The sequence below is a fragment of the Paenibacillus sp. ACRRX genome (assembly GCF_022346885.1).
Lineage (GTDB): Bacteria > Bacillota > Bacilli > Paenibacillales > Paenibacillaceae > Paenibacillus_B.
Genome location: NZ_JAKRNK010000002.1, coordinates 476664 through 501551 on the forward strand (window position 1 = coordinate 476664; position 24888 = coordinate 501551).

The window sequence follows — 24888 nt, forward strand, 5'->3', positions numbered from 1 at the left end:
AATGGTTATGGAATAAGCGCCTCAACTATGGACTGTACTGCCGTAAAACTGGTTTACGTACTGGAAAATTCGCTCCACTGCGGCAGCTAGTCCACCTGCCTCGTCGAATCTTCGCTTCACATCCAGACAGTTTGTACGGTAGCAATCGTCACCAAGCACCCGCTCTACAGCCTGTTGAAGCATAACCGCAGTCGGCTCACGATCCGTCACATACAGGCCTGCTCCAACTCGATCCACCATCATCGCTCCCATAAATTCGTCGAACACTTGTGGGACAACGACCATTGGGACGCCGTGGGCAATACTTTCATAAATACTGTTTGCTCCACCGTGCGTAATAAACACGTCTGCCCGCTCTAATATTTGTAATTGTGGGACATAGGGCCGAACGATAAAGTTATCTGGAATATGCCCAAGCTCGGTAAGGGCAACTTGATGTCCTACCGACATGATGACTTGGCAATCTGAATCTGCAAAAGCTTCAAAGCACGCTTTGTACGTATCTATCAGCTGATTATAGATTGTGCCAAATGCCAAATAGATCAATGGTCTGCCATCTAATCGTTCAAACGGAAATTCTACAGCTTCTGCACGCGGAAAGATCGGGTACCCCAAAAACAAGTAACTGTCGTCAAACGCTTCTTCATGAAGTTGAAAAAAACGTGAGGAAAAAATAAGATTCAACGGCTGCTTGCTGCAAAAAATGTCATTGATGACATTCACATGCAACAAGCCGTATTTCTTGCTAATAAGCATTGACATCTTGTCGAGCAGCTTGCGATAAAGGATGCTGCTACCTTTAAATTTCTGATATAAGGGATCATTGGATGCCCTTAGAACATGTTCCACGAAAAAATCCGGATCCAGATCCGCCATCTCATCGATATACGGAAAGTTAGCACATAAGGATATACCTGGCACTCCGAGACGTTCAGCACATACTTTTCCCCAATAACAAAAGGCGTCATGAATAATATAATCAGGCTTCCAAGCGGCGATCTCGTCATAGAAACGTTCTAGCACAGCTTCGGTTCGACTCAAAATAAAGTCAGCAAACACTAGAAATGTATCGATGCCGTGCCCATCATGGGTAGCAAAACCAACGGTTCCCTCATAACTTCGAAACTGCGCCCCCGTCTGTTCGACCTTCCCCTGAAACTGATTGCTGGCATAATAGATGACTTCCTCGCCGGATTCAACCAGCTTGTGAATCAACCCCAACGTCGGATTTACGTGACCATGGAGATCCACGCTAAAATATAGCACCTTTGCCATAGTAGCCCCCCATCCCCCACTTATAGATTTGTTGTCTCTAATCTAAATAATCTGGCTCTTTCATTTATAGTTTCAATTAAACAGCTCGTCCAAATCATCCTGAGTAATCTGAACGGCATCAAAATCGGATGGCGTATAGTCCTGATCTGTCTTACTGCAACAGTGGTTCACGAGTTGACTCAACTCATCCACATACATGGCAACTAGTTCTTTTCCTTCACTTTCATTAAAATGCATGTGACTGCAAACCACTTCAACATGCAATTGTTGATCGATCACAATCGCCTGTACATCAAGTAAAGCAGTCATTACGTTTCGCAAATCACTCTCTGAACCTGAAGGCTCATGTGCCATGCAGAACCAATCGTTGTTAAAGGTGGTATCCACATCGCCCAAGTAATTAAATCGTATAGGTGGCTGGAGACGGGTATCCTTTAACGTCTTTGTATAATACCGAAGTACCCCATACCCAATTCCGTTATAGGGAATAGATCGCAGTAATTCTTTAATCGTTTTAATTTTATGGGTAATAGGTCCCGTATTATTCTGAATCCGCACTGGATAGATTGAAGTAAACCATCCTACTGTCCTCGACAAGTCCAAGCTGCTGTCTAACAGTTCTCTACCATGTCCCTCAAGCTCTAATACCACTTCATCAAGCTCGAACTTATGGAATATGGTCAAGGCTAACGCCGTGATTAGTAAGTCCTTAGGCTCTGTTCGGTATGCTTTATTTGCATCCCTTAAAAGATTAGCGGTTATACTTTTGTCAAATACGTGATGGTGCGTATGTGAAGTTGCAAGCACTGCCCCTTTTGTTGAGTCCTGAACGGGAATAACAGGGGGATCATGAATGACGGCTTCCCAATACGCCTGCTCTTTTCTTGCTTCTGCCTCAAGTCTAGTCATATATCCAGACCAATCTTGATAAGAAGATGTCTTGTCCGGCAAGTTAATCTTCCCGTAGTCCAACACCGATTGCTCCAGCAACTGAACCAAATCCTCCAGCAAAATACGCCATGACACACCGTCTACAACAAGATGATGGCCGATTAGCAGCAGGCGAATTCCTTGCTCTCCCAGATCAAACAGATGGGCTTTAAACATCATTCCGCGATGGATATCCATTTCCGACTTAAGTTGACAGCCTGTCGACTCCAGTCTTTTACGCTGTTCTTCTGCACTGTATCCAGTCAGATCGGTCTTTCCTATGGAAATCGTACGATCTGCATATTCTGCATGTTCCATATAAGCTAATTGCTGATCCTCTGCTCTAACATAGATTCGTAGGGAATCGTGATGATAAAATAAGACATTTAACATTTCTGTCAGTCGTTCTGTACTCACATCCTGCTTTAATTGCAGCAGTACGGACTGTGTATAATGGTTAGGGTGCTGCAACGCCAATTCACGAAACCAGGTTATGATTGGTGTTGCGCCGATTGTCCCTGTACGAGGGGACTGATCGATTTTAATTTCATCGTGTAATTGACGTACCTGCTTCACCATTTCGATTAATACAGGGTTGGATAGTATGTCTTTCACCTTTAATTGATAGCCTATGCTTTTGAACTTAGATGCCAGTTGAATGGCTTTAATTGAATCGCCGCCCAGATAAAAGAAATGGTCTTGCCATGACAAGCTGTACTGATTGAGCACTTGTTCAACTGTGGCCATAAAGATAGCTTCCAGTCCATCAATCGGTATACTCCGCTCGATCCTATCACTAGCTATCTTCGCAACTAAGGGCTCTGGCAGCTGTTTACGGTCTACTTTTCCATTTGCCGTTAAAGGAATGGAATCTAGTTCGACGAAATAAGCGGGAATCATATAATCTGGCAGGCTTTGCTTCAGGATAACTCGGATCTCATGCTCGGTAATTGACTCTTGCTTGATGATATAGGCACATAAATACACTTCGCCATTATCGCGCGTTCGATCAATCACAACCGATTCCTTGATCGCTGTCATACTGGTAAGGGCATGAACAATCTCGCCCAATTCTATACGATAACCTCTGATTTTCACCTGATGATCAATTCGTCCCATATAGATAATCGAGCCATCTTCCCTCATGAACGCAAGGTCTCCAGTCCGATACATCCGATATTCAGGATGGAAGGGATTGTCGATAAAACGGGCTGCGGATAACTCTGGCTGGTTCCAATACCCTCTGGCGACACCGTGGCCTGAGATATAAAGCTCACCGATACCGTAACACGGAAGTGGGTTCAAATGAGCGTCCAAAATATAGATCATTACATTGTCCGCAGGAACACCAATCGGGACAGACAAAGTTAACTCCGTACGATCGTATTGATGAATCATACAACCAACTACTGTCTCTGTTGGTCCATATTCATTATAAATTTCGATCTCATGATCAAAGCAGTCCTCTACCTGCGAAGCAAGTGACGTCTTTAAGTCCTCTCCGCCTACGATAAAACGTTTGACTGAGCTGTTCGGATAACGACGTTCTTGCAACAAGGACAAGTGGGCTGGTGTCAGCTTGATAACTGTTGCTTCGTTGTCTGCCAATATACGAAACAACACGAACTCATCCTCGTCATCACGGTATATTGTGACCAGTCCTCCACCAATTAACGGTGTGAAGATAGACGTTATCGTCAGGTCAAACGCTAGTGAAGAATATAGAGGGAATACGGCGCGTTCATTTTTCATATAAGTTTCTTTGGCCCACCAACTATAATTGACCAACCCGCGATGTTCAATCATTGTTCCTTTTGGGGTACCTGTAGAGCCCGATGTGTAAATAATATAGGCTAGATCGGAAGGATCACTTCCATTCGCTAAGTTTGACGCATCTCCGCGATAAAGGGATGCCTGACGGAGATCAATCACTTCACCTACATACCCTATATCTGCAAATAGATTGGTATTCGTCAACAATACGGCAGCTCTTGTATCCGCCAGCATATAGGCAATTCGTTCTTCAGGATGTTTCGGATCTAAGGGGAGATAGGCTCCGCCTGCTTTCATAATGGCCAATATGCCAATAATCGACTCCATCCCGTGCTCCGTGTACAATCCCACAATCGAACCGCTGCGTACACCTTTGGCATGCAACACGCGTGCTAATTGGTTTGACTTCTCATTTAACTGCTGATAACTGCACTGTTCTCCCTTAAATTTCACGGCAATGTCATGCGGTGTCCGTTCGACCTGCTCTTCAAACAGTCTTGTTATCGTTGTTTGTTCCGGATAAGGTACTTTTGTATCATTAAATCGAATGATTTGCTGCTGATATTGCTGCTCTGAGAGCAAGCTAAGCTCGTCAAGCGGTCGTTCTGGATGCGACATGATCTGTTCTGACATACTCATCATTCCGTTTATCATCATGGACACATACTGTTCATCATAATCAGTCGGTTTATAGTCGACATCCAGCGTAATACATCCTGTATCAGACCATTCCTTGATGACAAGCTGTTTCGCGTACAATTGATATCCATTATAGAATTCTTCATTTACTACTGGACAGCCATTCCAATCATTAACGTGCTTGGAATTGTAGTAATTGACACATACGTGAAACAATTGATCGAATCCCTGTCGTTTAAGTTCCAGGTCCTGCACGAGCAAATCATATGGGTATTTTTGGTGGAAATAGCATTCAATTAGCTGCTTGCCCATATGAGTCAGCGTGTCAATAGCAGATCGATTTCCGTCTATCTGATAAGCAAACGGCATTGTACTCGTAAACATACCGATTGTTCTCTTCTCCTTGCGACCTGAACGGTTCAAGACTGGCGTACCGATCACTATTTCTTGTTGGTTGGTTGTTTTGTACATAAAGAGTAGGTATAGCATCACAAACAGCGTATTAAGAGAGGTCTTATGTATTGCGGTGAAACTTTGCATGCGAGCAGAAGTTAGCGGGTCTAAGGTGTGGGTGATCCTAGTTCCGACGATATGATCTGTGCCGTAGGACATATTCACATCAGGCAATGGCGTAAACTTATTAATCCAAAAGTGTCTATTCTTGTTATAACGTTCGGATTGTAAATAATTGCGTTCCGAATCAATGACGTCCAAATAGGAAGGGGCTGCTGCTGATTCGCTATTTTCGCCATTACTAAATTTGTTGTATGCATCGTATATTTGCTCCGTCATGATCTGCGTGGACCAACCGTCAGCAATAATATGGTGCAGCTTAATCAAATATCCGCTCTCACCGTCTGAGATTCTGAATAATTTCAAATCGTACAGTGGAGACTCTGTAAGCTGAAATGGTGTACGCGCTTGTTCTGACAGCCATAGCTGATAGGAAGCTTCAGGATCGCTGCTGCCAGAGAAGTCAACAAAATTTAAGCGCTCTTCTGGTACTGTACTCACATATTGGTATATTACATGATCCACCTCACGAAGACGAATCCGCAAACCATCGTGCTGCTGAATGACATGTCTGATCGCTGCCTCCAGCACATCCAAGTCAACGTGACCTTTAATACGGATCGTTCCTCCGATGTTATGAATCGGAATCGATGGATAAATGTTTTCGATATACCAAATACGTTTCTGCGGATGAGTCAGCTCATGCAGAACAATTGGTTCAGGTGCGAGATGAGCTGTATGGCTCATAGTCAATCCCCCATCATATGAGATTCATAATAGCGACATTCAGTGTATTGGAAATAATGCGTAACAACAGGAAAGGTGTATCGCGGAAGGGTGTGTTCAGGATGTCCGCAATGTATGAAACAGCAGCTATACAGCCGGGGAATGCCTAGTATGCAGAAATAATCTCGATGTAGATCTTGCGGATTCTTGCGAATCTATTTTTATATTAGCAAGTGCGATTTAGCTTTTCAAGGGTCCAAAGCGTGAACAAATCATAATATGTCGAGAACTGTAAAAAAGATAAGCGCTCTAATTTGTTGCTGCATCAATGTTTTTTAGATTTTTTCTCATGTTCAAATAGCATCAAGCTGAATAAAATTTTACCTAATCTTTAGCAAACAGACAATTTTAATAACCACTTAATCCCATTTATTATTAATGTTGTTACACTTATCTTGTGCATTCATTTTGTTATACTGAAATTAGACACAAGTAATCTACAACAAATTGTGAAGATAAAGGGTGAAGTATGGAATGGCTTTTGGCATCAATAGACAGGAACTCATCCAGTGGAAGCAGGACGTACTACGTGGTGAAATTGCGTATCTTACCCACTATTGGTTGGATGATCGCTATCCAGGCATCACTTCCGTCACAAAGGTTGGCTGCGCGGACATCATACGTTTACAGGAATGGTGTGTCAAGCACAAACTGCCGGTTCAATATATCCATAATCGAATTCCCTTTCCTCATTTTGATCTGATCGGAACACGTCAAAGGCCTATTCTTGAACAAGAAGGTCAATGGGGGCAGATCAAGCGCTTTAACTTATAAAATGTGTTGAAATCCATCATTTTAACATTCAAGCAGGACAAAGAAAACGGTCACAACAGATGTTTGAACTGCTGGTGACCGTTTCCTGTTATCATCAAAATGGTTTGTCTACCAACAAGTCCTTAAACCCCGTTCGCATACTGCTGGATACGTGCTATGCGCTCCGGCTCATGTGCGATCAGCCAATTATCGTGGCGTAAGCATTCGTAACTCCGAGCAAAGTAACGTCTTGCTTCTTCCTTGCGATGCAGCATAAGCAGGCATTCCGCCATCTCTTCATACACATATCCATCTGGCGTACTCGTTAACTCTGTTTCTGCCAGCAAGGCTTGCTGAATTACTAGCGACTCCTCTACCCGCTTTAGCAGGCGCAGTACTTTCGCCACACACCATCTGGCAATAAACAGTGCACCCGGTTCCCCTTGAGACTTGCGAAATTCTAAAGCACGCTCAAATAGGTCAAGCGCCTCATCAAGAGCCCCCGTCTCTACCTTTGCCCACCCGATATTGTTATACAAAGAACCCAACCATTTTCCGGCTTTAGGACTCTGTTCCGCGTGAGACAAAGCCTTCATGTTCCATGCCAGACGTGTCTCCGGGGTGGACTCGGATATTCCCAGCATATGTGCCGCATCAACCGCGTAGTAATCCTCTTTAGCCTGAACTCCTATTTCCCAAGCTTTTAGAAATAATGGAATTGCCTCTTCCTGTTGCGAGGAAGAATTATAGACTCTGCCCCGTTCCAACAAATAACGAATGCGGGCAGTATCGTCTGACTTAGGCAGCTGCGCTTCAACTTGATCAAGCGTTTCATGGGCGTCTATAAATTTTCCCTGCAACCCCTGCGCGCGTGCAATCTGAGTTAATAGCGCAGCCAAGTAGCCCACCTCTTCAGAACTACGAACCTGTTCCAGCTTGAGCCTGAACTTCTGCTCTGTTGCGTCCGGGTGCTGATAATCCCACATTTCGTCAAAATCGTACATACGTCACGCTCCAAATTTGTAGAATTCTGCTCTCTCATTTTAGCATTTTTGATTACGATCTTGATTACTCCGCCTTGTTTCCTACTTTTGGATCAGGTACATATGTCTTTTTATGTTCTGGATAATGGACGTCCGTGATCATTCCTGCAGCGGCATGATGTAGATCATGGCAATGGAACATCCAATCTCCGGGATTGTCTGCTTCAAATGCAATCACATATCGTTCACCAGGCTTAACGTTCAGTGTATCCTTAATCAGAGGCGAACCTTGAACAACTGTGCCATTTTTACTCAATATCTGAAAAAAGTGCCCATGTAAATGCATAGGATGATCATCTGACTTCGACTTATTCACAAACGTAACCTGCACTTTATCACCTTTTTTCACCCTGATCTTGTCTGTATTTGGAAATGTATTTCCGTTAATTGTGTAGACGGTGCTCCCATTAACAACCTTAGTGTCCAGATCCATCTGCACGTGCTGATCAAACGTTGTTTCCAATGAAAACACGTTATTCGCCGTGGCGCCGTATTGAACAAGGTCAAGCAGTGGAAGATCAGCAGCAGTGTTGGATGCAGATATAGGAGAATTATCATTTGTATAATGAATGACAGCCCTCATGCCAATTACCGCTTTGTTGATTCCATGTGCCTCTAACAGCCAATTACCCGGATTATCTGCCACAAATTCAATATCATACCTTTCCCCAGGGGCAATGGCGATTACCTGATCCTTCACCACTGCGGGACTATTAATAGCTTGTCCATCCGTTGCAACAACTTTAAATTCATGGCCGTGCAGGTGGATACGATGAGACAAATAGCCTGCATTTATGAGCCGAATGCGGATCTTTTCGCCATGCTTAACTTGAAGCTGAGGGATGGAGGCACCGCTTTTACCATTTATCGTGTACAGGTCGTACATACTCATGTCATGCTCGGCAGATTCTGACTTATCATTCGTTTCTCCGTGTGTCATGCTGCTATGAGCTGTCTCATTCCCCGCTGAATTTTCAGCAGAATGAGGCTGATTGTTGATATTGCCGTTAACCATACTCATCCATTCATCAAGCACAAGCGTATAATCCCGGTCATAAGACTTACGCACATCCTCAACGACAATTGCGCCATATAGCCCTTTATCAACTTGATTTACGCTGTCCTGATGCGAATGGTACCAATACGTTCCAGGCACAGTCGCCTTAAATTCGTATACGAAAGAGGCTCCGGGTACAACAGCATCTTGTGTCACACCAGGGATTCCATCCATCTCGTTAGGTACGGGGTATCCATGCCAATGGATGGAGACAGGTTGCTGCAGCTCATTTTTCAAAGTGACCTTCACGGTTTCTCCTACTTTCACTCGAATCTCAGGACCTGGTATACTCCCGTTAAAAGTCCAGACCGGCAGTGTAATTCCCTCTGTTGCCCGCAGGTTGGCAGGCTGCGCAGTAAGTGTGACCTGTGTACCGTCAACTCGTTGAGGTGCCTTGGCCAATGACCCTTTATCGGGTTCAGTGCCAGGCTTCGGCATCCCGCCCTGACGGCCCCTCTCCTGCGTAGAACCATGATTCATCTTGGAGTGATCCATCTGATTCATCTGATTCATCTGATTCATCTGCTGAGCCTCGTCATTCGTTGAACAGCCTGAAACCAATAGGGTAGTAAGAATTATGATTGTTGTCCATCTCAATAGTGTGCGTTTAGTCATTGCTTTGTCTCCTTTACTTCGATCTCTGTTAAGGAGTATAACCACCAATTGTGTACAAATCGTGTAGACGTGTCAACGCTAGCACAAACTCACAAATTCCAGTCAGCCGCAGCAACGTATCTACCGTTAGAGCAAGCACAGGTTAGTTCATCATCACCCTACAACCTTTATGCAAATTTGCTTGTACGGTGTCTCACGTATGTCTTGATCCTTTTCGACTCACTTCTAACTTGTAAATTTTGCTGCATAAGACGCTCTGGTTGGCCGCAATGTCTGAACAGCAAAAAAAACCATTCGCACTGCTGGATCTTCTACACAGCTTGATGCGTATGATGGGTTCTCGTTATTACTATTAAACTGCACAAATCTAAAAAAAGGAGACGATAACATATCTATCGTCTCCAACAGTTTGGTCAATGATTAAAGCGAAAGTAATAATCTAATTATCCCTAGTGGATTAATCGATTTTAACATTAACTTCACGGAATCGTCAAGGTTTGTTCTGACTGATATCTCCTACCTTATCGACGGCTTGGAGGAGTTAATACTTTATATTTTATTAGGAATTTCGTCTGCTGGCAGTTCACCATCTGCCCCTATGTAATAATGCCTAATTGGCTTCAGCGTGACATCATCCAGCTCATATACGAGCGGAACGCCAGTTGGTATATTCAGATTGGCGATACCATCGCTTGGCACATCGTCCAGGTACTGGACAAGTGCTCTGATTGTATTGCCGTGAGCCGCAATAACAATCCGTTTACCGGCATGTAAATCTGGCAAAATACGCATGTTCCAATACTTGATTACACGTTCCTCTGTATCCTCCAGATTCTCTGTTAAAGGAAATTCTCCTTTGACAAGCTCTGCATATTTAGGATGTTCTGCTTCATACCGCTCATCATCCATCTCTAAAGCCGGAGGTCTAACATCAACAGATCGGCGCCAGAGATGAACTTGATCTTCACCATACTTTTCTGCCGTTTCTGTCTTATTTAATCCTTGAAGTGCACCGTAATGGCGTTCATTCAACATCCACGTCTTGGTCACAGGAATCCACACAAGATCCATCTCATGCAGCACAATCCATAACGTTCGTATCGCTCGCTTCAGCACGGAAGTATGAGCCGTATCAAAGATAAAGCCATTTTGACGTAAAATAACCCCCGCCTGCCGTGCTTCATTTAAACCTTGCTCTGACAGGTCTACGTCTGTCCACCCGGTGAATCGATTTTCCAGATTCCACACGCTTTGACCATGACGAATAAGTACAAGTTTAGTAGTCATCGAGCAAACCTTCTTTCTATATCCTGCCGTATGAACAGCTATAAATCTCTATATATCTATTGTACCCGTTTAGCCTGAATAGGAATCAATATCCCTTATCCAAATCAACTATATTGATTAAGCCTTCTCCACGGCGGTACAGATTCAGATTGTGTTCAAATATGGATATGCAGCGAGGCAAATACATTTTGGATATCCCCGAAATATGCGGAGTAATTATACAATTATCAAGCTGCCATAATGGTGAATGTTCTGGCAACGGCTCCACCTCAAACACATCCAAGTACGCACGTCGTATGCGCCGATCTTGAAGAACGGCAGCAAGTTCCGTTTCCACTACAATTTCGCCTCTACCCAAATTGATTAGTACGGCATCTTTCTGCAGCAGGCTTAGCCTATCCTTGTTAAACCAATGTCTAGTCTCTGCTGTTAAAGGAGCTACCACAATAACATAATCTGCGGCTGGAAGAGCTTGATCAGCCATCGTATATGGATACACTTTTTCAAATCCTAGTACGCTCCGACCTGTATAGTTAACGCCGATACAGGTTATGCCAAATACGCCAGCTTTGCGAGCGATCTCTTGCCCGATGGCACCAGTGCCAACAATGCATAGCGTCTTGCCGTGCAATTCACTGATTTCCAGCTTGCGGCTCCATTCCGAACGCTGTTGATGCCGATACATCGGTACAAATTGCTTCGACTCTTGCAGCATGAGTCCGATCGCAAATTCAGACATCGGCACAGCATGAATGCCGCGTGCATTCGTCACGGTAATATTCCGCTCGGCTAATGTCCGCAATGGCATTTGGTCCACGCCTGCGCTGAACACCTGAATCCAACGAACCTGTTTCAATTGATCTAGCATCGCAGCTGTAATATCCGTACCATAAGTAATTACGATTTCTGCCGTACCTAACGTATCTTCGTATTGCTCTATCGGATTAACGATGTCAATCTCATCCTGAGGACATAACTGCTGTAAACGATTCATGAATTCAGGCCGTAACGGTATAGATGTAACGATATGCATGCCCTAGTCTCCATTCCTCTTATTTATCCGTTTGATCCCATAATATAGCAATCCTAACAATATAACCGATATGCACAATTTAAATAAAAGGTCATTTGTCAGAAAAGCTTCACCCACCATTGTCTCGATGTAAATGGAAGGAGCTTTGCCCACAAAAGTTACGAGTACAAAATCTGCAAGCCGCATGCTGGATAGAGCGGCAACCGCATTAACCAAGCCGGACGGCATAAGCGGAATAAGTCTTGCGACAGCAATAATCGCCAGCTGCCGTCGCCGCGGCGCTTGATTCAACCTTTGCAGCCATCCCCATCTGTCCGAGTGAATAAATGGCAGGCGCGATAAACCTTTACGATAGAGCAGTATCGTGATGCCAGCTCCGATCGTTTCTCCAAGCAGAGAAATAATAAATCCGTACCCTGTGCCAAATACAAGTACGTTAGCACCTGTTAAAAATACGCTGGGGATAAATCCGGCAGCACTAATCAGCACATTCATGAGCAAGCTGACTACAATAGCCCATGGACCAAAGCTGCGCAGCCAATCAACCGTGCTGTTTATATCCAAACTATGCAGCATCTTTTAAGTTTCCGTCTCTTCCTACAAATAATAGAACACACCTTGCCTTACAAGTCTTATTATAGCATAATGCCCTTTCTCTACTTCTTTCAGCATGCTATCTTCCCCAGCTAGCAACATCAGGCGACATTCGAAGCAGCAGCCCTATTTAGGACAGGAACTTAAAATTAGACCAACTCTTCAACCGCCACCTGATACAACAAATTCCCTGCACCGAACAGCACACGGTTTTTTCGGAAGTCTTGTGTAGTCGCCACGAGTGGCTTTGCTTGTTCATTTAAAAAGTGTACCTTGCACCCTTTGGTCAAAATCCCCGGTTTTTCATTTTTCTTGAGCACAAACGTTCCGTGTTTCCCATAACCGCCGTCGAATAAAAAGTGATAACCATCCGTACAAAACCCGGAGGAGCCGGAAATTCCCGGGTTCATAAAGGTGACCTTGGCTTGCTCGTGTCCGCCAGTGATACAGCCTAACGAGAAGTCCGTATAATAATAAAACCAGATCTCCTTTTCATTAACCGCGTTCAACGCATAACAATCGGCAATATCCGCTGTGTGATTTTCGTATATTTTATTGCCATGCTCATCCCAAGCCAGAAGGCCGTACGCGCCAATGGGGTTATTCCAACCGTAATTCCCAAATACGCCCTCATCGAAATAACTGGTCCAAATGGTATCTTTCTCTGTCACCTGAACACTTTGAATCCCATCTCCAAGTAAGAACTCTCGAACGGTGTGACCTTCATAATCACACACTTTGGCGTTCAAATCATATTTGCCTTTGTCATAGTAAGTGCAGCGCGCTCCGACCAACAGTAGATGATTCTGGAGCGGCTGTACAAAATGATAATTATAATACTGGCCCCAAATCACCACTTCGTCGATATGTTGATCCGTTACGATTAGGACCTTGTAAGTATACGTTTCCTTTAAAGCCGCTGGGACGAACATGCCACGTTCGCGTTCTGGGATCTGGTTTATGAGCAGGACATATACGCGTCCATCTGCACCGAACTGTGTTGATATAATCTCAAAACCCTCAACATGTGCTGAGATATCAACAAAGGGCTGTAACGCCACCGTTTTATTTAACATGCGATTTCCTCCAAAAAAGGTTAGTTATAGACAATATCTGAACTCGTTAACAACATTATGTATGTATAAAATGCATCTGAACATGGCGGAAGTATGGCGAAGTAAATAGCGTAAAATCATGTCAGGCTTCGTTAAAAAATGCTGCGGCTGCGCATGAAACCCAGTTCTTCTTAGACATAAAAAAACAGAGCAGATGAGTCTCAGTCCCACCATACTCTGTGTCTTTGATGTCTATTCCTTAAAAGCCTTACCCTCAGTTACGTTATCTTCTTATGCACGACTGGGTGTTCTAAATTCTGATTCCACGCCACCCGCTTGTACAACAGTGAACTGTTATTGATCAGTGTAAACATGCTTGTAGGCGACATATACTTTTGGAGTTCCGGTTTAGCTTGGTTGAAGTAGCTACCGATGGAGAAGGCAATGAAGAAATCTCCCCAGTTATCATAAGCTGCTTGAACCAATCTGGCTGCTTGCACTTTATAGGCCCAGGACTCCTCTGCTGTAAGCATTCCTGCAGCCTGACCCACTCGACAAAGAGCAATGACCCATGAAGCACCATAGCCAACAATGTTGCCGGAAGACAGCTGATGCAGACAAGCATGAACCAGCACCAGCTTCGCATAATCCTCATGGCTGCGATACGACTCCAGATATTTGATGCGCGCCTTCTCTGACAGCCCATTCAACTGTGCATGGAGTAATTGATATTCTAGACAGAAATTGTTTCCTAGCAGCACATTGATTTGGCTCTTCAATTCATCAGCATTTGATACATTCCAGTGTCTAAGTACCTTGGAGATTTGTCCCTTGCTGGACGCGAAAAAGTTAGATGAGAATTCATGTACAACAAAATAGTCCCCCATTGCCCCATTGAAGCAATTAGCCGATAGACAACGAAAATAGAGATCCAGCTTATACTTCTTTATAGATTGATAATTTTGAAACATAAGGTTGCCCTCCTGTCATTAGGTCAACAGCAAATATGTAGTTCGAATGGCCTTCCATGTCCGCCACAGCATAGCCCCTACCGCAACATATGCGGGCAGAGACCCAAAACCAATAAAAAAGCCACTAGCAGCATAGATGAACAGGAGCAGCCAATTTAGCTTCCAGAGTAGAAGGAAAAAGTCCATTATCCGATATCCCATAACATTTAGTGTGTTCTTAAAGGTTTTCTTTCGAGACTTCTGTGAATATAAATGTTTGTTGCAAAGAGCCATCATAACAGCATAATATCGGAAATGGGCCTTGTTTGAGTCATGCTTTATCGCCCATGCTCCTTCTAGTTGATTTAGGGCGATACGACATTCCATAGCTAGACATATTACATCCTGCGAGTCCGGAACATGCTGAAGCAGCAGTTCAGCATCTTGCTGTGCTTCAATATACTTTTTCCAGTTGAACAGTAATCGTCCCCGCAGCAAATAAGCTTCCCATTCCTTTGGATTATAACTGATCACTTGATTGAGAATATCCAGTGCTTCATTAGACGTTCCATTCATTAGGGCTAATTTGGCCCGCATCAGTTGCAGATCCGGGTCCTCCTGAAATAACTCATTTGCCTGAGCCAATCGCTGTTGGGCATCCTCCAACTGTCTTCTCATGAGAAAAAACTGTGCTTCTTCTCTAAGTCTCAGGTAATCATCAACGTCACATTCAAGCTGCCGATCTAGTAAACATTCATATCCCAATTCCAACGCGCCGCTAATTTGTAATGTGATATACTCGATCACATCGTTATCATAGCGCTCCTGCATATACTCGAAATTGTTACTCAGCTCAAACATGGAATCAAGCATGGTCCATACGTCAAGCGGCATGTATCGGTTTTGGGTTAAAAAGCGAATAAGCACATCAAACCGCTTCTCCACAGACCCCACATCCCACATAAAATCTTCTTTCGTTAATGTTTCCCACTGCTGTGGGTCTACACGACGATTAAAATCCCTATAACGTTCATGGAGCTCCTGCCAAAATAACTGAAGTGGATCCAGATGCAACTTCGCTAGAGACTCATCTGCAACATCGTCTTGTGATCCATAAACCATATCGTCAATGATTTCGGATTCCATTACAGATGACAATAGCGAGACCCTATTCAAACGATCTGAATCTGGCGCAGCATCTTCGACAAGCATAGGAAGAGCTATCTCTGGTCTGGATCGCCCTCCGGCAAAGTGCTCCGGTTTGCCAGCCTGCTTTATCGCTGCATCGTATGCCTCCCTAAGCCGCTGATACTCTTCTGGATTATCTTCGGGGTGATAGATGCGGAGCTGCTTGGCATAAGCTTTTTTAATAACAGCCTTATCGTCAGTCGGGTTTATGTCTAACATTTTCCAATTTATCACGAGAAGTAACTCCATCCTTCCATCTGTGCAAGCTGCTCCTTGTACCACTGGGCTACTTTTTTAATTATCCGGTCGTCTTGCGTATGTAGTGCATCCTCGAATTCCTTTAGACACTTCGCAATAAATTCCCGCCGCTGACCAAGTGACTCCTCATATAACCGTTCTCCTTTGGCAATAAGCAGCCTGTTCTCCGTTCGATCCCGGGGGTGAATCTTAATACTTGCAATCTCTAGCAGACGGGCTGCAATCTGTTCCTTGCTCATTGCCCCCACATGCTGTTCAATGATCATCTGCTTCTTCTCACCTGTTGCCACGCTGATAACCTCGACCTCAAGAATACCGTTAATATCATAAGTGTAACGGACATCGATACGCTGTTCTCCTGCTTTGGCCGCTGGAACACAGATATCCATTTTACCAAGCTTCAGATTGTTCTCAACCAGCCTACTCTCGCCCTGGTACACATCCACGTTCAACACTTTTTGCCTATCATAAACTGTACACAAACGCTCCACCCGGCTGACGGGAATAGGCGTATTTCGTTCGATAATCGGTAAATAGTGACCGCCGCTTAGCTTTCCTTTTGCACCTTCCTGTATCACACTAGTACCCAATGTATAAGGACAAACATCCGTTAGAATGATTTCTTCCAACGCCTGATTCCGCTCCTTCAAGGCAGCTTGAATGGCCGTCCCAAGTACAACAGCCTCATCCGGATCAATGGAAGCGTACGGCATCTGACCAAACATCCGACCAATGACATGCTTCACGAGCGGCATTCGGGTTGCACCGCCTACCATTACAATACCGTCCAAATCGGAGGGCAGCAGTTCTGCGTCCCGCAGCGCGCGCTCTACCGGCTGGCGCAATCGGATAAGGAGAGGCTGTGCCAACTGCTCAAACTCTGACTTGGTTATATGAAGTATAAGTTCCCGTTCCTCCATAACCGTCCGTATGCATCCTGCAGTTTCAGAACCTAGACTGCGCTTGCATTGCTCCGCTTGCTTGTAAAGTGAAGATACAGTTTTATCATCAAGCTGGTCCAGCTTAAGCTGATGATGCTGTACAAAATGAGAAACAAGCAACTCTGTAAAGTCATCCCCACCCAGATAATTGTCGCCGGCAATGGCTTTGACGTCCATCACGCCCTCAAACAGTTCTAAAACGGACACGTCGAAAGTTCCACCACCGAGATCAAAAACCAAAAACCGTATCTCCTCCTGCCCTTGATGCAGGCCATATGCCAGAGCCGCCGCTGTAGGTTCGCTAATCAGACGCTCCACCTTCAAGCCAGCAAGTTCCGCTGCTTTTTTGGTCGCTTTACGCTGGGCATCATTAAAGTAGGCCGGGACACTAATGACCGCTTCATCGACTGCTTTTCCAAGATGAACCTCGGCATCTTCTTTTAACGTTCGCAAAATGAAGGAAGACATTTCCTCCGATGTAAACTCAAACGAACCCAGCTTATATTTTTTCTCTGACCCCATAAATCTCTTAAAGGAAGCTCCGGTTAGATGGGGGTGTGTAATTAGACGTTCCTGTGCAATTCTTCCTATCAATATTGCTCCATTATCATCAACACTTACAACAGAAGGCGTCAATCTTTCCCCCAACACATTCGGGATCAGCACAGCCTGTTCACCATCCCAGTAAGCAACCAAACTGTTTGTCGTTCCCAAATCGATTCCAATCATAAGCTCATTTAGCCCTCTTTCAGCATTGGAATAACACAACTTAACTAATACTATATAACAGAATTACAGAAAAAAAGTATGAACTAATGTTCATACTTTTTCCATCTTCTCAGCTTTGCACGAAATGTCTTAAATGGCGCAGCAGAATTAATATGAATCCATCTGGCCATAGGCCAGTTCGGCTTCTCCCCTGTCCATTTACGAGCCCCTTGTGTAAATAGTTCCTCCTCGCTTAATGTATCTACCCAGCAGAGCCACTGCTGCTCCGCCTGCTGAAGCAGCAAACGCAGCTCATTTAGAGAATAGCTCGCATAAGCTGCATAAAAAGAATTGTATAACGCACCGAGTTGATTCCATTTATAACCGAGTGCTGGCATGTGCACTTCTTGCCCCGATCGCTCAGCCTTCTCCCAGCCCATAACCAGGTCAAGCCAACCGAGCTGATAAGCGATTATTTGTGCAGGCGTTTTGTCTACTTCCGGAATAAGCACATCCTTTTTATTATTATCAATGTCCTCAAATTCCTGATCTAGCAATAAGTATGCGGTATGTATAGTATTCTTTAGTGCCTCTTTAGACGGATAATCATAACTTGCCATAAGTAAGCTCCTTTACAACGTTTATGGTTATCGTAGCATACAGTTGTGACACCCCTATGACAAGTTACACAACCTATTTGCAATCGAGCGTAAACTAGCGCTGGGCGTGACATAGCACAGCGTCCAGATGTGCCAACGGGATACGAGCAGATTGTTCAAAGTATAGAACATATAAATTATAGATGGTATACTCAGACATGAGTGCCATGTTAGAAGATTTCATTTATGATATCCCAACCTAAATATTCTTCATAAGAAAAGGTGCCCTCATGCCAACAATTCATTTATCCGCCCCACCCCTGCCTCATTTCATCAATAGCGGTCATCGTATTATGCCACCAGGGAACAAGCCGCCTGCCAGACGTCATATCGATCTATTTCAATTAATCGTTGTCCGACAAGGATGTCTGTATATCGGAGCGGAAGAACAACACTACGAACTATCCGCTCAACACGCACTGATATTACTTCCGAACAAATATCATTTTCCGACAAGCGTATGCCAGGAAGAGACCACATATGATTGGATTCATTTTCAAACAAAGGGCTGCTGGACGTTGACCAACACAGAACATGTACCACTACAGATTGACTCTGCCACTTCCAACACACAGTCAACCGACACCGGATTAGAATATCCTGACATCCCTATCTTTGCGCAGCAATTCCAACTGCGGCTGCCGCAGTTCAGTGCTATTGAGCAGCCTGATCCATTTATTGCTGCGTTAAATCAGCTCTCGTCACCCCTTCTGAACGATCACCTAACTCACAATCGGTGGCAGCAGCAGCTACTCTTTCAACAACTGCTCTTACAGCTAGCCAGCACAGGCGAGGCTGTAGGTCACTCATCCGCTTCCGAATGCGCTGTACTAGCGGCGACGTACTTGCGCGATCATTATCAAGATCATATCACCGCAGAGTTGCTGGGTGAGAATATTAACTTTCATCCCGTTTATATTGCAAGGTGCATGCAGAAGCAGTTCGGCTGTTCTCCATTTGAATACTTGCAAAAATATCGAATTGAACAGGCCAAGCTGCTGCTCTTGCAAACCGATGACTCAATTGCTAGAGTAGCCGCTTTAGTTGGCTTTAATCAAGCTGCTTACTTTACGGCATGCTTTGCCAAGCTTGAAGGCATCTCCCCCCGCCAATACCGTCAGCGCTTCATCTGACAATCATTTCAAGGAGTACTACTTTCACACTCTCGCAAAAAGCTATATAATACAGTTTGTGTGCTTGTCATTATAGAAGGAATGTATGTAGGAGAGTGAATCAGCTTGAATTGGTGGGAAACGTTTGTCGCCTTTATACTAGGCGTCGTTGAAGGATTAACGGAATTTGCTCCGGTATCTTCAACGGGACATATGATTATTGTGGATGATTTTTGGTTTCAATCGAAAGACTTGTTTTCTCCAGAGGTAGCAAACACCTTTAAAGTAGTTATTCAGCTTGGGTCCATTTTGGCAGTCGTTGTTGTATTCAAAGACAGATTTCTAGATTTGCTTGGACTTAAGCGTAGACGTTCACAAGATGCTGTCCAACTTGGACGGGGTGGACATCTCAATCTTTTGCAAGTCTTGGTTGGGCTTATTCCAGCAGGTGTGTTGGGTGTACTTTTCAACGATTACATTGACGAATATTTGTTCTCAACAAAGACCGTTGTCATTGGTCTCGTCATCGGAGCAATTCTGATGATTGCAGCAGATTGGTTCCGTCCTCGAAGAGCTAAAGCAGAGACAGTCGATCAGATTACGTATGGTCAAGCATTTGGGATCGGACTCTTCCAATGCTTAGGATTGTGGCCTGGCTTCTCCCGCTCCGGATCAACGATATCGGGCGGCGTTCTACTTGGTATGAGTCATCGCGCTGCATCTGACTTTACGTTTATTATGGCCGTGCCGGTCATGGCAGGCGCTAGTGGCCTGTCACTGCTGAAGCACTGGGAGAACTTCACGTTGGATTCCCTGCCCTTCTTTATTGTAGGCTTTATCAGCGCATTTATTTTTGCTCTAATTTCAATTCGTTTCTTCTTGAAACTGATTAACCGCATTAAGCTGGTACCTTTTGCGATTTACCGTTTGGTGCTGGCTGCCATTATTTATTTCGTCTTTATTATGTAACGACGTATCATTGAACAAAGGGGATATCCCACAGTCATCCAAAATGACTAGAGGGATATCCCCTTTACTGTACATGTGTGTCGTGAATAGAAATGCAATCCATTACATTCGAAGGCATTTCGTCTATCGTGTAATAACACCATCAATGAGCCCATAGGCCTTGGCGTCATCCGCGCTCATAAAGAAATCGCGGTCTGAATCGCGCGCAATTTGTTCCAGCTGCTGCCCCGTCCGTTCAGCCAACAGCTCATTGATTTTTGTGCGTGTCTTCAAAATCCATTGCGCGTGAATATGAATATCACTTGCTTGGCCCCGCGCGCCTCCCAGAGGCTGATGGATCATGACTTCGCTGTTCGGCAGGGCGAAGCGTTTGCCCTTCTGGCCGCCTGCCAGCAGCACCGCTCCAAAGCTGGCCGCCATGCCGATACAGATTGTCGACACATCCGGCTTAATATGCTGCATTGTGTCGTAGATAGCAAAGCCCGCTGTGACAGAACCGCCCGGGCTATTGATATACATTTGGATGTCACGGTCCGGATCATCTGCAGCCAAAAACAGCAGTTGGGCAACGATGGCATTCGACATCTGATCCTGAATCTCATCGCCTACGATAACGATCCGATCCCTGAGCAATCGCGAATAGATGTCATAACTGCGCTCTCCGCCCTTGGACTGCTCGATTACATAAGGAATTACCCCCATATTACATCCCCCTTCACACTTCGTCAGGCAGCCATCAATAATCGCGTTGCGTCATCTGTTTGTGGAACTGCTCGATAGCCGCCTGCAGTTGGCGACACCCTCACTTGGCTTGCTGCATACGTCTGGCTAACAAGTTCATCCTGAATAAGGGACAACAGCCGCTGGGCGTCCTCTTCCATAATCGCTGACACATACGCCTTCAGCATTTGTTTATCTTCCAGCTCCTGTAGACAAACGGCCTGCAGCACGAATTCAGGGTCATCTTCACGAATCGAACGGACAACAAGACGTGCCCGATTAAGCAGCGACTTGATTGCACCTTCAGTTCGTTTCAACATAGAAGCCACTTCCATAGTAGAATAACCCAGCACCTCACGCAGCAGAAATACAGTACGTTGAAGCGGCTGTACACGCTGTAGAAGCAGGGCAACAGCTAACTCGATATCCATCACTTTGTCGCTCGAACAGGAATTCAGCTGCATCTCGTTCGCAAGCAGTTCTACCTTCCCCTTTGACATGTGCTGTCTTCGGCGCTGATCCGTCCACTTGTTCTTCGCAATCCGCAGTGCAAACGCGACAGGACTAGGATGGCCCTCGTTCCCCTGTAAAACAGGCAGCATTTTCAAAAATGTATCTTGCGTCAAGTCTTCTGCATCCCAACGAGAACCCGTTAGTCCCGTACAGTAGCGAAAGATGACGGATCTCATCTGGCCCCATTCGCCCACAGCCGCCCTCTCAGTCGATTCCACTTGCTGGTGATGAGTCATGTGCAGGCCTCCTATGACCTTAGAATTAATGGATACACCTTATTAACGATTGATATCCTCAAAAAGATACGCGCAGCGCATATCATCGCATCACTATTCACTGAAACCCCTGAAATTAGCCATACAGCAGAGAGGGGGAACCTGTAAGCTGGCTAAATCTCTTCTTGTGAGGCATGTGTATGCTGCTCTAACTTTTCAAACAGCGCAGCAAACGTCTCAAGCTCCTGTGGAGTAAACACCGATAAATAACGAATAAACACCTCACGCGAAGCCTGTCGTGTCTGATCCAGTATGTGGCTGCCGTTATCCGTTAACGTAATAATAACCGCTCGTCTATCCTGCTTGTCCATCTGACGCTCGATAAAGCCGCTTTGCTCTAAGCGGTCTAACATAACCGTAGCAGCGCTTGGCTTCACATCCATCCGCTCTGCAAGCTTGGCTACCTTGGCAGCCCCTTCCTCATCAATTAAATTAAGCAAGTAAAATTGAGGCCCTGTAAGGCCCATCTGCTTATGCTCCATCACTTCCGAGGACATTTTCCGCTGCGTGCGCCACATGGACATGCCGATTCGGTTAGCGTAATCCTGTATATCGTCCATCATATATGTTCCTTTCGATTATGTTATCGCTATTATATGTATGCCCTGAAACAAATAAATCATTTAATATTTAAATTGTAAAAATAATAGCTGCGACAGTCAATGGGTAAACAACATAGGTCCCTCCATAAAAAGCGTCCCTGCTGCACATCAACAACATTGTGCAGCAGGGACGCTTATCGCTAATACTTATTCGTCCAATTCCCATATAATTTGCGAAGTACAATGATTTGGCCAATATGATACGCGTTATGAATGCTCACATTTGAGATGAATTGCCACCACGCGACATCATACCCCTTGTGTGAGATCTGATCGAGAAGATCCTGCTCCTGCCCAGCAGCCAGCACGTCTCTCCAAGCCTGCATCACTTGAAACAGATCCACCACCGTCGTTTGCCACGCCTCTTCTGTCAACTGAGGAAGATGAAACGTTTCTTCGTTGCGATGACCGCTATCTGTAATTGCCTTCTGCTTGAAGCGTTCCAAGTACACACGATTCCAATACAACAGATGGCTGGTCAGCTGCCAGATCGAGTTCAGACCTTCACTTCCAACATGACCTGCTTGCTGTGCATCCAAACCTTCCAAGGCTTCCTGCAGAGTTGGGAACCAGCTTTTATCGTTGTAACAAGCAGCAAATTGATCCTCTAATACAAGCTTCATTCCCTCTGACATAGCCACACCTTCTATCCGTCTATATCATCGAATAATTGCTCTAGCTCTGTAATCAATTCACCAACATAACGAACAGCTGCCTGAATCGGCTGCTTGGTGGACATATCGACGCCAGCAAGCTTCATTAATTCAAGAGGGCTTAATGTTCCGCCTGCCCGTAATGCTTGCAGCCAGCGATCAACAGCTGGTTGGCCTTCTTCTTGAATAAGCTGGGCTGCCGCTGTTGAAGCCGTCAGTCCGGCTGCATACGTATATGGATACAACGACATATAATAATGAGGCTGGCGCATCCAGGTTAGACCCGCGCCCTCGTCAAGCTCAACGGTGTCACCCCAGAAGGTAGACAGTGCGCTCAACTTTAATTCATTTAATCTTGTTGCATTTAATGCCTCGCCTGCCGTGGCTGCTGCATAAACCTTACGCTGCATCTCCCCCTCTAACAAGTGGGTGACATAGTTATGATAATACGTGTTCAAAAGCTGTTCAATGACCCATCTACGCATTCGTTTATCATCAGACTGCTTCATAATGTGTTGTGCAAGCAGCAGCTCATTCATCGTAGACGGCGCTTCAATAAAATACATGGAAGGTCGCGCGTTAATATAGCTTTGGTGACGCCCTGTGAGCGTAAAGTGACCAGCATGCCCGACTTCATGCGCTAATGTAAATGCACCGCGCATATTGTCTGCCCATGAGATTAGTATGTAGGAATGGCTACCGTATGCTGTTGAACAGAACGCCCCTGTAGACTTACCGACATTGTCCGCATAATCTACCCAGCGATCGGAAAAAGCCTCCTCTACAATAGCACTGTATTCAGGCCCCATAATTTGAAGAGCATCCTGAATGAGACGACATGCGTCCGCATAAGTTGTTTCCGGATTATAATCAGGATCGAGCGGGGCTTTAAGATCGCTGTACAGCATCTTGTCCAGCCCAAGCACGCGCTGCTTCAGACTGGCGAAACGTCTCATATGCGGAGCCAGTTCCTCTTGAATGGTATCCAAAATATTATGATACAACTCTTGCGATACTTCCTGCGGCTGCAGCAGCATATCGGTTACTGAATCGTACTTCCGCAATCCCGACATGACCACTTGCTTCTTCACTTCTGTTGCATATGTCTCGGCAAATGTATTCTGATAAGCAGCCAGCGTCTTCGTAAAGGAATCATAAGATGCTCTTCTCAGCGCCGTGTCAGGCGATTGAATATATTTATTCTCATATAATGCAAAGGATACAGGCCATGTCTCTCCTTCACTGTCCTGTACAGACTCAAAAGACATATCCGACAATTTACTGCGCAGATAAATGCGATACGGTGCCCCCCATACTTCACCTAGAGAAGCAAGCACAGCTTCTGTCTCCGCACTTAATTGATGAGGCTGAACGGCCATTAAGCGGCTCAAGTAACGACGGTACAACTCCAACTTCGGCTGATCTTTATAGTACTGTTCCAATGCCCCTTCTGGAAGAGACAATATTTCTGACGACACAAAAGATAGTGCTGCTGAAGCTTTGGACACGATGTCACCGGATCGCGCTGAACGTGCTTGATTATCCGGATTGGTATTGTCTCCTGAGGTATGTAGATGTGCGTATGAAGCAAATCTCGAGATGCGGGCCTGCACATCCTCTAGCGACTCCAGACATGCAAGCAGCGTATTAGCGCTTTCTCCCAATCTACCTGCATATTGTGTGACAGTACGCAAATCATTTAAGAGCTGATCTGCTTCCTGAAGCCATAATGCAGATGTTGCAAATAAATCTTCCAGTCTCCATGTTGCTTCCAAGGGCACGTCAACCCGAGTCAGTCTTTTCTGCATATTGGATCTTCCTCTCTGGTTTAAAATGGATTGCGTTATCATCGCTGTGAAGAAATAATACCACATATTACGGTAGTTTCGTAAAAAGCATTTCCGCACAATTGCGTTATTTGTAATAGGGTTCTATTTGTTTTCCTGTTTTTTTCTAGACAAGACACTCTCCTGCGTGAAAGCAAATC

20 protein-coding genes are annotated in these 24888 nt (G+C 45.0%); 3 read left to right on the forward strand and 17 right to left on the reverse strand.

Annotated elements, in window-relative coordinates; genetic code table 11:
- Positions 1–21 precede the first annotated feature (21 nt).
- A complete protein-coding gene (locus MH117_RS07565) occupies positions 22–1275 on the reverse strand; it encodes a macrolide family glycosyltransferase (RefSeq protein WP_239328072.1) in 1254 nt (417 codons plus the stop codon).
- A 72-nt stretch (positions 1276–1347) separates the two neighbouring features.
- Positions 1348–5877: a non-ribosomal peptide synthetase gene (locus MH117_RS07570; RefSeq protein ID WP_239328073.1), complete on the reverse strand. Its 4530-nt coding sequence runs from the start codon at positions 5875–5877 to the stop codon at positions 1348–1350.
- A 513-nt stretch (positions 5878–6390) separates the two neighbouring features.
- On the opposite strand from MH117_RS07570, the gene MH117_RS07575 reads away from it, so the two are divergent.
- Complete coding sequence (locus MH117_RS07575) at positions 6391–6690, forward strand: hypothetical protein (RefSeq protein WP_239328679.1); 300 nt, start codon at positions 6391–6393, stop codon at positions 6688–6690.
- Between the two features lie 122 nt (positions 6691–6812).
- Here MH117_RS07575 and MH117_RS07580 read toward each other — a convergent pair whose 3' ends face one another.
- The 10 genes from MH117_RS07580 to MH117_RS07625 form a co-directional block, all read right to left on the reverse strand.
- The gene (locus tag MH117_RS07580) at positions 6813–7673 is read right to left on the reverse strand and encodes a tetratricopeptide repeat protein (RefSeq protein ID WP_239328074.1); all 861 of its coding nucleotides are present in this window, start codon (positions 7671–7673) and stop codon (positions 6813–6815) included.
- Positions 7674–7737: 64 nt separating this feature from the next.
- Positions 7738–9384: a multicopper oxidase family protein gene (locus MH117_RS07585; RefSeq protein WP_481857250.1), complete on the reverse strand. Its 1647-nt coding sequence runs from the start codon at positions 9382–9384 to the stop codon at positions 7738–7740.
- A gap of 549 nt (positions 9385–9933) precedes the next feature.
- Positions 9934–10671, reverse strand: coding sequence for a 2,3-diphosphoglycerate-dependent phosphoglycerate mutase (gene gpmA / locus MH117_RS07590; protein ID WP_239328075.1), 738 nt, complete (start codon positions 10669–10671; stop codon positions 9934–9936).
- Positions 10672–10756: 85 nt separating this feature from the next.
- On the reverse strand, positions 10757–11704 hold the full coding sequence (locus MH117_RS07595) for a D-2-hydroxyacid dehydrogenase (RefSeq protein WP_239328076.1): 948 nt from the start codon (positions 11702–11704) through the stop codon (positions 10757–10759).
- 3 nt (positions 11705–11707) lie between these two features.
- The gene (locus tag MH117_RS07600) at positions 11708–12268 is read right to left on the reverse strand and encodes a TVP38/TMEM64 family protein (protein WP_239328077.1); all 561 of its coding nucleotides are present in this window, start codon (positions 12266–12268) and stop codon (positions 11708–11710) included.
- 179 nt (positions 12269–12447) lie between these two features.
- Positions 12448–13374 (reverse strand): hypothetical protein, encoded by a 927-nt coding sequence (locus MH117_RS07605; RefSeq protein ID WP_239328078.1) that lies wholly within the window; start codon positions 13372–13374, stop codon positions 12448–12450.
- A gap of 257 nt (positions 13375–13631) precedes the next feature.
- Complete coding sequence (locus MH117_RS07610; RefSeq protein WP_239328079.1) at positions 13632–14324, reverse strand: DUF1266 domain-containing protein; 693 nt, start codon at positions 14322–14324, stop codon at positions 13632–13634.
- A gap of 18 nt (positions 14325–14342) precedes the next feature.
- Positions 14343–15725, reverse strand: coding sequence for a J domain-containing protein (locus MH117_RS26680; protein ID WP_239328080.1), 1383 nt, complete (start codon positions 15723–15725; stop codon positions 14343–14345).
- A complete protein-coding gene (locus MH117_RS07620; RefSeq protein WP_239328081.1) occupies positions 15722–17419 on the reverse strand; it encodes a molecular chaperone HscC in 1698 nt (565 codons plus the stop codon). The genes MH117_RS26680 and MH117_RS07620 overlap by 4 nt, the downstream gene beginning before the upstream one ends.
- Before the next feature lie 83 nt (positions 17420–17502).
- Positions 17503–18018, reverse strand: a complete 516-nt coding sequence (locus tag MH117_RS07625) for a ClbS/DfsB family four-helix bundle protein (RefSeq protein ID WP_239328082.1) — start codon at positions 18016–18018, stop codon at positions 17503–17505.
- 269 nt (positions 18019–18287) lie between these two features.
- Between MH117_RS07625 and MH117_RS07630 the strand changes: the two genes are divergently transcribed.
- Both MH117_RS07630 and MH117_RS07635 read left to right on the forward strand, forming a co-directional pair.
- Positions 18288–19190 (forward strand): helix-turn-helix transcriptional regulator, encoded by a 903-nt coding sequence (locus MH117_RS07630; protein ID WP_239328083.1) that lies wholly within the window; start codon positions 18288–18290, stop codon positions 19188–19190.
- 105 nt (positions 19191–19295) lie between these two features.
- Positions 19296–20138, forward strand: a complete 843-nt coding sequence (locus MH117_RS07635) for an undecaprenyl-diphosphate phosphatase (protein WP_239328084.1) — start codon at positions 19296–19298, stop codon at positions 20136–20138.
- A 123-nt stretch (positions 20139–20261) separates the two neighbouring features.
- Here the strand turns inward: MH117_RS07635 and clpP are convergent, their stop codons facing one another.
- The 5 genes from clpP to pepF all read right to left on the reverse strand — a co-directional run bounded on the left by clpP (position 20262) and on the right by pepF (position 24709).
- Positions 20262–20840 carry an ATP-dependent Clp endopeptidase proteolytic subunit ClpP gene (gene clpP / locus MH117_RS07640; RefSeq protein WP_239328085.1) on the reverse strand — a complete coding sequence of 193 codons (579 nt, stop codon included), beginning with the start codon at positions 20838–20840 and terminating at the stop codon, positions 20262–20264.
- A 23-nt stretch (positions 20841–20863) separates the two neighbouring features.
- Positions 20864–21607 (reverse strand): RNA polymerase sigma factor, encoded by a 744-nt coding sequence (locus tag MH117_RS07645; protein WP_239328086.1) that lies wholly within the window; start codon positions 21605–21607, stop codon positions 20864–20866.
- Between the two features lie 152 nt (positions 21608–21759).
- A complete protein-coding gene (locus tag MH117_RS07650; RefSeq protein ID WP_239328087.1) occupies positions 21760–22206 on the reverse strand; it encodes a MarR family winged helix-turn-helix transcriptional regulator in 447 nt (148 codons plus the stop codon).
- Positions 22207–22388: 182 nt separating this feature from the next.
- Positions 22389–22883 carry a DinB family protein gene (locus tag MH117_RS07655; RefSeq protein WP_239328088.1) on the reverse strand — a complete coding sequence of 165 codons (495 nt, stop codon included), beginning with the start codon at positions 22881–22883 and terminating at the stop codon, positions 22389–22391.
- Positions 22884–22894: 11 nt separating this feature from the next.
- Positions 22895–24709: an oligoendopeptidase F gene (pepF, locus tag MH117_RS07660; protein WP_239328089.1), complete on the reverse strand. Its 1815-nt coding sequence runs from the start codon at positions 24707–24709 to the stop codon at positions 22895–22897.
- Between the last annotated feature and the right edge of the window lie 179 nt (positions 24710–24888).